The following is a 9,577-nucleotide window of genomic DNA, read 5'->3' as shown; positions in this document are numbered from 1 at the left end:
GGCCCGATGCGCCCGGCCCCACTCCCCGACCCCGCAGCCCCGGGTCCGCCCGACGGGCCGGTACGCCCGGATGCGCCCGACGGGCCGGTACGTCCGGGCTCCCGTCCCGGGCTCGTGGGCCCGGAGGCGCTTCCCCGGCCCGTGGCCCCCGGCTCGCCCGCGCCGCTCGTGGGCCCGGGCGGAATCCCCGGCCCGGCGGGTCCTGGCGCGCTCCCCCGGTTCGCGGGCCCGGGCGCGCTTCCAGTGCCGGTACGCCCGGGTGCGCCCGAGGGGCCGGTACGTCCGGGTGGGGCGCCCGGCTCCGTGCGGCCGGGTGCGTCCCCGGAACCCGCTCCGCCCTGCGCGGCACCGGCTCCCGCGCCACCCGACCCCGTGCTCCCCGGCCCGGCGCCGGAGCCCCCGGAGCCTCCGGAGGGCGGGGTCGCCCCGGGCCCCGCGTGGCCGCCCCGCGAGGGCGAGGGGGCACCAGGCCCCTCATCGGGCTGCCCGGTCGCCGAGCCCGCGCCACCCCACGCGCCAGCACCCGGTTCCGTACGCCCCGGCCCCGCGCCCGCATCGCCGTCATCCTGAGCGGGCGGGGTTGCCGCAGGCCCCGCGTTGTCAGCCTGGGCGGCACCCGGGCCTGTCTGGCCGCCCGCCGAGGGCAGCGTGGCACCGGGCTCCTCGTCGGCGGGAGATCGCCACCCCTGCGGGCCACCTCCGGCGTCGGCGTCGGAGCCCGGGGCGGCACCGCCCGGATCCCCCGTCCGCGGGCCCCAGGGGGCGCCCGCGGCCGGTCTCTGGTTACCGGCGTCCTCGTCGCCGGTGAGCGTGCGGGAGGCCGAATCGAACCGGTCGTCCACGGAGTCCGGGGCCGCCGCGGGCCCCGCGTCGGCGCGCCGCGGGTCGTACAACTCGCCCCACCAGTCGTCCTCATGACGGCGTCGGTCGCCCTGCTGGCTCATCCCCACATTGTCCACAGGGAGGCTCCACGGGGACACCACGCGATGACCGGCACGAGGCCCGTCCAAGATCCCCTCAAGCCACCCCGAGGACGCACCCCGCGGAGCCGGAGCCCGAGCGGCCCCGCCGCCCCGTCACCCCCGGTACGTCTCCAGCAGCCGCAGCCAGATCTCGCTGATCGTGGGGAAGGACGGCACCGCGTGCCAGAGGCGGTCGATGGGGACCTCGCCCGCTACCGCCACCGTCGCCGAGTGGAGCAGTTCGCTGACGCCGGGGCCCACGAAGGTGACGCCGATCAGATGGCCCCGGTCCAGGTCGACGACCATGCGGGCGCGGCCGCGGTAGCCGTCCGCGTAGAGGACCGCACCCTCGACCTGGCCCATGTCGTAGTCGACGACGCGGATGGCACGGCCCTGGGACTCGGCCTGCTCCGCGGTCAGCCCGACCGCGGCGACCTCCGGGTCGGTGAAGACGACCTGCGGTACGGCCGCCTCGTCCGCGGTCGTCGCGTACTCGCCCCAGCGGCCCGTGTCCAGCCGCTCGGCGCCCCGCGCGCGTGCCCCGATCGCCGCGCCCGCGATGCGCGCCTGGTATTTGCCCTGGTGGGTGAGGAGCGCCCGGTGGTTGACGTCGCCCGCCGCGTAGAGCCAGCCGTCGGTGACGTCCGTCACGCGGCAGGTCTCGTCGACCGTCAGCCAGCCGCCCGGTTCGAGGCCCACCGTCTCCAGGCCGATGTCCGCGGTGTGGGGGGCGCGCCCGGTGGCGAGAAGGACCTCGTCCGCCTCGAGCCGTTCCCCGCTCTCCAGGGTCACCGTGACCGGTCCCTCCACCCCGCCCGGCCGGGCCAGGCCCTTCACCGACGTACCGGTGCGGATCTCGGCCCCGGCCTCCCTCAGCGTCTCGGCGACCAGCTCGCCCGCGAACGGCTCGATCCGGTCCAGCAGCCCGGAGCCGCGCACCAGTACGGTGACGCGCGAGCCGAGGCCGCACCAGGCCGTGGCCATCTCGGCGGCCACCACACCGCCGCCCACGATGATCAGCCGCTCCGGCACCGTGGATGAGCTGGTGGCCTCCCGGCTGGTCCAGGGGCGGGCCTCGGCGATCCCGGGCAGGTCGGGCAGCGCGGCCCGGGTGCCGGTGCAGACGGCCACGGCGTGGCGGGCGGTGAGCGTCCGCTCCTCGCCGCCGGATCCGTCCGGCGGCGTCACCGCGACCCGCCGCGGGCCGACCAGCCGCCCATGGCCGCGCGCCAGGTCGATCCCGGCCGACTCCAGCCAGGTGAGGGCGCCGTCGTCGGACCAGTTGCCGACCTCCTTGTCGCGGTGGGCGAAGACGTCGGCCACCGCCAGCGACCCGCCGACCGCCTCCCGCACCCCCGGCACCTGACGTGCCTCGGCCCGTGCGAGCACCGGGCGCAGCAGTGCCTTACTGGGGACGCAGGCCCAGTACGCACACTCACCACCGACCAGCTCGCGCTCCACGATCACCGTGGAGAGCCCGGCGGCGCGGGTACGGTCGGCCAGGTTCTCCCCGACCGGGCCCGCGCCCAGCACGATGACGTCGTACTCGTCCGTGGCCTGATTCATCGCAACCCGCTCTCTCGCTCGTGCTCGCCCATGTCAGCGCGGCGGGGCCTCCGGGGCCCCGCAAGGTCATCGTGGCGTCGAGTTACCGCGCACGGCCACCCCAATCGGCGTTCTGGCCGGGCGCTCCCGGATGCGCCCGGGAGGGGTGCCCGGGGCCCGGTACGTCCCGGGCCCCGGGGCGTACCGCTACCGCTCGCGCCTCGGTCCCCGCTTGCGCTCCACCATGTGGCGGCCCAGCGCCTGCCGCTGTTTCCAGTCCCGCCGCAGCTCGGCGCGCAGCCGCGCGTCCGTGCGGGCCGCCAGCCGCTCGTTCTCGCGGAGCAGCTTGCGATAGCTCTCCAGCCGCCGCCCGGGCAGCGAGCCGTCCTCGATCGCGGCGAGCACCGCGCATCCCGGCTCGGCCCGGTGGGCGCAGTCGGGGAAGCGGCAGCGCCCGGCGAGCTCCTCGATCTCGGCGAAGGCCTGCGCGACCCCGCCCCCTGCGTCCCACAGCCCCACCCCGCGCAGCCCCGGGGTGTCGATCAGCACCCCGCCCGAGGGCAGCGGCAGCAGATCCCGGGTGGTCGTGGTGTGCCGCCCCTTGCCGTCGCTGTCGCGGATCGCCCGTACGTCCTGGACGGCCTCGCCCACCAGCGCGTTCGCCAGGGTGGACTTGCCCGTCCCGGACTGGCCGAGCAGTACCGAGGTGCCGGAGGCGAGCAGCGCGCCGAGCTCGGCAAGGCCCTCCCCCGTCGCGGAGCTCACCGGAAGCACCCGCACACCGGGCGCCGCCGTCCCGGTGTCGGACACCAGATGGGCGAGGGTGTCCGGGTCGGGCACCAGATCGGCCTTGGTGAGGACGACCACCGGCTGGGCGCCGCTCTCCCAGGCCAGCGCGGTGAACCGCTCCACACGCCCCAGGTCGAGCTCGGCGGCGAGGGACACGGCGATGACGGCGTGGTCGGCGTTGGCCGCCAGCACCTGGCCGTCCGAGCGCTTGGAGGAGGTGGACCGCACGAGGGCGGTGCGGCGCGGCAGCAGCGTACGGACGTAGGCCGGATCGCCCTCGGCGTCCACGGCGGCCCAGTCGCCGGTGCACACGATCCGCATCGGATCGCGCGGTGTCACCAGTTCGGTGTCGGCCCGCGCCAGGCCGTTCGGGGTGACCAGATCGCACTGGCCACGGTCCACCCGGATCACCCGGCCGGGCACCAGGCCCGGCGCGGCGTACGGGGCGAACGTCTCCGCCCAGCCGTCGTCCCACCCATAGGCGGCGAGGGAGTGCGGAGAGGTGGTGTCGGAGGAAGTGTCGAACACGGAGGAAACCCTTCGAAGGGCGGCCTCCGAAGAGGTGTCAGCCGGAGGCCGCAGGGGAGGAAATGAGGAACTTCTGAACGCGAGCGGCGCTCGCCACCGAGACCGTCATCAATGTCCTCACCTCCTGCTTTCCTCAACGCGCGGCAACGCGGACCATCACGGCCCGCCCGGAACGGGGAAACCGTAGCCCATCGCCACACCGCGCGCCATCCGATTTTCTTCCGTTGAAAGCGAAGGGCCGCCATCAACCCCCCTGTGACCAGCGGAACGTGTCCTCGGAGGGCGGCTCCCGAACATGCTTGCGCCCCGCCGGACGCTGAGGTACCTTCGCGGCAGTTGATCTTTATTTTCACGCGCGATGATATTGACGGTAAATACTCAGGTCACCGGGTCACGGGGGAGTGTACCTAGTTGTCCACAGTCGCCGATTTGCCATGGCCTGACGGTGCCCATGATTCGGTAGCGGTCATCGGTTTCTCTTGTCGTTTTCCCGGGGCCGGGACGCCGGAGGAATTCTGGCGGCTGCTCAGCGAGGGCGTGGACGCGGTCACTTCGGTACCGGAAGACCGATGGACCCCGCGTCAATCCGAGAGCGGGTCCGGGGCCCGAGCCGAAGCCAACGCCGAAACCAACGCCGAAGCCGATGCCGAAGCGGGGACGGAATTCGGCGCCTTCCTCGACGAAGTCGACCATTTCGACGCCGACTTCTTCGGCATATCGCCGCGCGAGGCCGCCGCCATGGACCCCCAGCAGCGGCTGATGCTCGAGCTGGGCTGGGAGACCCTGGAGGACGCGGGCCTCACACCGGCCCGGCTCGCCCAAGGGCGGACGGGGGTGTTCGTCGGCGCCATCAACGACGACTACGCCACGCTGCTGCGGCGGTACGGCGGCGACTCCGCGGTCACCCACCACACCCTGACCGGCCTCCAGCGCGGCATGATCGCCAACCGGCTCTCCTATCTGCTGGGCACCCGCGGCCCCAGCATGGTCGTGGACTCGGGCCAGTCGTCCTCGCTGGTCGCGGTGCACACGGCCTGCCAGAGCCTGCGCAACGGCGACTGCGACACCGCGCTCGCGGGCGGTGTCCACCTCAATCTCGCGTACGACGGCGCGCTGAGCGCCGCACGCTTCGGCGGGCTCTCCCCGGACGGCGCGTGCTTCGCCTTCGACTCCCGGGCCAACGGCTTCGTCCGCGGCGAGGGCGGCGGTCTGGTGCTGCTCAAACCGCTCGCCCGCGCGCTCGCCGACGGCGACCGGATCCACGGGGTGCTGCGCGGCGGCGCGGTCAACAACGACGGTGGCGGGGACAGCCTCACCACCCCCAGCCGTACCGCCCAGGCGGAGGTGTTGCGCCGGGCGTACGCGGCGGCCGGGGTCGCTCCCGACGCGGTGCAGTACGTCGAACTGCACGGCACCGGCACACCCGTCGGCGACCCCATCGAGGCGGCGGCGCTGGCCGAGGCGATCGGCGCGGCGCGTACCGAGGACCGTCCGCTGCTGGTGGGGTCCGCCAAGACGAACGTCGGCCATCTGGAGGGGGCCGCGGGGATCACCGGCCTGATCAAGGTCCTGCTCTCCCTGAGGGCGGCGCATCTCCCGCCGAGCCGCAACTTCCGCTCCCCCAACCCCGCGATTCCGCTGGAGGAGTGGAACCTCCGGGTGCAGACCGAGCTGTCGGCTTGGCCGCGCCCGGACGCGCCGCTGATCGCCGGGGTGTCGTCCTTCGGCGTCGGCGGGACCAACGCCCATATCGTCGTGGAGCGGGCCCCGGCCCCGGTGGCCTCACTCGCCGCGCGGGCGGCCGAAGACGTCGCGGGCGCGCGGGGCGGTGACGTACTGCCGTGGGTGATCTCGGGGCGGACACCGGGCGGAGTACGGGCACAGGCGGCCCGGTTGAGGTCGTTCGCGGCGGATGGTCCGCCGGACGGATCCGCGCACCGCGGCCCCTCCCCCGCCGACATCGGATGGTCGCTCGCCGAGCACCGGACGGCCCTGGAGCACCGTGCGGTGGTGGTGGCCGGGGACCGCGAAGGGTTCCTGGCGGGGCTGGACGCGATCGCCTCCGGTGAGCCCTCCGCCCAGGTGGTGGCCGGGGTGACCGCCGGGTCGGCCGACGGTCCGGTGTTCGTCTTCCCTGGGCAGGGCTCGCAGTGGATCGGCATGGCCACCGAACTGCTCGACGCCTCACCCGTGTTCGCCGAATCCATCGGCCACTGCGCGCGGGCCCTGGCCCCGCACACCGACTGGGACCTCCTGGACGTACTGCGGGACACCGAGGACGGTGCCGCGCTGGAGCGCGCTGAGGTGCTGCAGCCCACGCTGTGGGCCGTGATGGTCTCGCTGGCGCGGGTGTGGCGTTCGCTCGGCGTCGTCCCGTCGGCCGTCGTGGGCCACTCGCAGGGTGAGATCGCGGCCGCGTGCGTGGCCGGAGCGCTGTCGCTGGAGGACGGTGCCCGGCTGATCGCCGTACGCAGCCGGGTCGCGGGGGCGCTGATCGGCCGGGGCAGTCTCGCGTCCATCGGCGCGTCGGAGGAGCGGACGGCCGAACTGCTCGCGGACCTGGACGACGTGTGGATCGCCGCGGTCAACGGCCCCGGCGCGACGGTGGTCGGCGGCGGTCTCGACGGGCTGGCCGAGGTCATGGCCAGGGCGGAGGCCGCCGGGCTGCGCCATCGCAGGGTGACCGTGGCGTATGCCTCGCACACTCCGCATGTCGAGGCGATCCGCACCGAGTTCCTGCGGCTCGCCGCGCCGGTCGCGCCACGCGCCGGGGACGTGCCGATGTACTCGACCGTCACCACCGCCCCCATCGCGGGCGAGGCGCTGGACGCCGCGTACTGGTACCGCAACCTCCGCGAACAGGTCCGCTTCCACCACACCGTCCAGAATCTGGTCGCCGACGGCAACTCCCTCTTCCTGGAGAGCAGTTCGCACCCCGTGCTCACCACCGCCGTCCAGGACACCGGCGGTCTCGCCGTCGGCACCCTGCGCCGGGGCGAGGGCGGCACCCAGCGGCTGCTGTTCTCGCTCGCCGAGCTGTGGGTGCGGGGAGCCGCCCCGGACTGGGCGAAGGTGTTCGCCGGGACCGGTGCCCGCCGGACCGAGCTGCCCGGCCGCGCCTTCCAGCGGCGGCGCCACTGGTTCGACGGCGTGGCTTCCCCGGCGGCCACGGATGCCGCGCCGGGGGCCCCGGGCCTCGACGTGGCCCATCAAGTGCGGGCCCAGGCCGCGGCCGTCCTCGGGCACTCGACGGTAGCCGAACTCGACACCGGACGCACCTTCAAGGACCTCGGCTTCGACTCCATCTCGCTCAGCGATCTGTGCAACCGCGTCAACGCGGCGCTGGGCACCCGTCTCTCCCCCGCCGCGCTCTTCAGCCACCCGACCCCGGCCAGACTCGCGGAACACCTCGCCGCCACCGCCGCCGGTCCTGCCCCCGTACCCACCCCGGAGGCCGCCACCGGCTCCGACACCGACACCATTGACGACACCGACGAGCCGATCGCCATCATCGCGATGAGCTGCCGCCTCCCCGGCGGGGTGCGCTCACCGGAGGACCTGTGGCGGCTGGTGGCGGACGGACGGGACGCCATCTCCCCGTTCCCGGACGACCGTGACTGGGATCTGGAACGGCTGCACGGCGCCGAGGGCGCAGGCAGCAGCTCCGCCCGGAGCGGTGGCTTCGTCGACGGTGCCACGGACTTCGACGCCCGCCTCTTCGGCATCTCCCCGCGCGAGGCACTGGCGATGGACCCCCAGCAGCGGCTGCTGCTGGAGACCTCCTGGGAGCTGCTGGAACGGGCGGGCATCGCGCCCGACGCGCTGCGCGCCACCCGTACCGGGGTGTTCGTCGGCACCATGGACCAGGAGTACGGGCCACGGCTGCACGAGGCGCCGGAGGCGGTGGACGGCTATCTCCTCACCGGCAAGACCGCCAGTGTCGCCTCGGGCCGCATCGCCTATCTGCTCGGGCTCACCGGGCCCGCCATCACCCTGGACACGGCCTGCTCGTCATCGCTGGTGGCCCTGCACCTGGCGGTGCAGTCGCTGCGGCGCGGGGAGTCCTCACTGGCCCTGGCCGGTGGGGTCACGGTCCTCAACACCCCGGGAATCTTCACCGAGTTCAGCCGCCAGGGCGGGCTGGCCCGCGACGGCCGGTGCAAGGCGTTCGCGGCCGGGGCCGATGGCACCGGAATGGCGGAGGGCGTGGGGCTGCTGCTGGTGGAGCGGCTGTCCGACGCCCGCCGCAACGGCCATCGGGTGCTCGGTGTGATCCGGGGCACGGCGGTCAACCAGGACGGCGCCTCCAACGGTCTCACCGCGCCCAACGGCCTCTCCCAGGAGCAGGTGGTACGGCAGGCGCTGGCGGACGCGGGGCTGTCGCCGTCCGATGTGGACGTCATAGAAGCGCACGGCACGGGCACGGCGCTGGGCGACCCCATCGAGGCACAGGCGCTGCTCGCCACGTACGGCCAGGGCCGGACCGCCGACCGCCCCGCGCTGCTGGGGTCGGTGAAGTCCAACATCGGCCACACCCAGGCGGCGGCCGGAGTCGCGGGCATCATCAAAGCGATCATGGCCATGCGCCACGGTGTCGTCCCCGCCACGCTGCACGTGGATGCGCCGACCCCGCAGGTGGACTGGGGATCCGGCGGTGTCGAGCTGGTGACGGAGGCGCGCCCTTGGCCGGAGGCCGGACGGGCGTGGCGGGCCGGGGTCTCGTCGTTCGGCATCAGCGGGACCAACGCCCATGTGGTCCTGGAGCAGGCGCCACCGGCCCCGGTCCGCGCTGCCCACGCTGCCCGTACCGCCAGTGCCGCCCGTTCGCTCGTGGGGACGGAAGGTGTGCTGCCGTGGGTGGTGTCGGGCCGTTCGCCCGCCGCGCTGCGGGCGCAGGCGGCCCGGCTGGGTGCGTTCGCCGCCACCTCCGACGCCCTGCCCTCGGACATCGGATGGGCGCTGGCGACGCAACGGGCCGCCATGGAACACCGTGCGGTGGTGGTGGCCGGGGACCGCGAAGGGTTCCTGGCGGGGCTGGAGGCGATCGCCTCCGGTGAGCCCTCCGACCAGGTGGTGGCCGGGGTGACCGCCGGGTCGGCCGACGGTCCGGTGTTCGTCTTTCCTGGGCAGGGCTCGCAGTGGGTCGGCATGGCCGCCGAACTGCTCGACGCCTCGCCCGTGTTCGCCGAAGCCGTCGACCGCTGCGCCCAGGCTCTCGCCCCGCACATCGACTGGAATCCGCTCGATGTGCTGCGGGCGACCGGGGACGACACGGCGTTGGAACGGGTGGATGTCGTCCAGCCCGCCCTCTGGGCCGTCATGGTGTCCCTGGCCCAGATGTGGCGTTCATACGGCATCGAACCCTCCGCCGTCATCGGCCACTCCCAGGGCGAGATCGCCGCCGCGTGCGTCGCCGGTGTGCTCACCCTGGAGGACGGCGCACGGCTCGTGGCCCTGCGCAGCCGCCTCATCGCCCAAGAACTGGCCGGACACGGCGGCATGGTCTCCCTCGCCACCTCCGCCGACCAGACACACACCCTGCTGACCGGCCGCGACGACGTCTGGATCGCCGCCGTCAACGGACCCACCTCCACCGTCATCGCCGGAACCCCGGGCGCACTCGCCGAGGCCACGGCACAGGCCGAGGCCACCGGGATCCGGACCCGTGCGGTCGCCGTCGACTACGCGTCCCACACCCCCCACGTCGAACGCATCCGCAACCAGCTCCTCCAACTCGCCGCACCCATCACCCC

At 74.2% G+C, this 9,577-nt stretch carries 3 protein-coding genes; 1 reads left to right on the top strand and 2 read right to left on the bottom strand.

Translation table 11 applies throughout. The features are described from left to right. Positions 1–1,076: 1,076 nt before the first annotated feature. A complete protein-coding gene (locus VT50_RS06050) occupies positions 1,077–2,528 on the bottom strand; it encodes a dihydrolipoyl dehydrogenase family protein (RefSeq protein ID WP_206269352.1) in 1,452 nt (483 codons plus the stop codon). Positions 2,529–2,714: 186 nt separating this feature from the next. Then, positions 2,715–3,824: a ribosome small subunit-dependent GTPase A gene (gene rsgA / locus VT50_RS06045; protein WP_046090638.1), complete on the bottom strand. Its 1,110-nt coding sequence runs from the start codon at positions 3,822–3,824 to the stop codon at positions 2,715–2,717. Between the two features lie 429 nt (positions 3,825–4,253). Here rsgA and VT50_RS06040 point away from each other — a divergent pair. After that, the coding region (locus VT50_RS06040) for a type I polyketide synthase (protein ID WP_143645180.1) at positions 4,254–9,577 on the top strand (5,324 nt) is incomplete at its 3' end.

It is taken from the genome of Streptomyces antioxidans (genome assembly GCF_000968685.2).
Taxonomy (GTDB): Bacteria; Actinomycetota; Actinomycetes; order Streptomycetales; family Streptomycetaceae; genus Streptomyces; species Streptomyces antioxidans.
Note: the sequence above shows the minus strand (reverse complement) of the source record. Positions and strands in the feature narration are given on the sequence as shown.

Bases quoted from the DNA above. Each gene is read 5' to 3' on its own strand.
- VT50_RS06050 (WP_206269352.1), bottom strand. From the start codon at position 2,528: ATGAATCAGGCCACGGACGAGTACGACGTCATCGTGCTGGGCGCGGGC.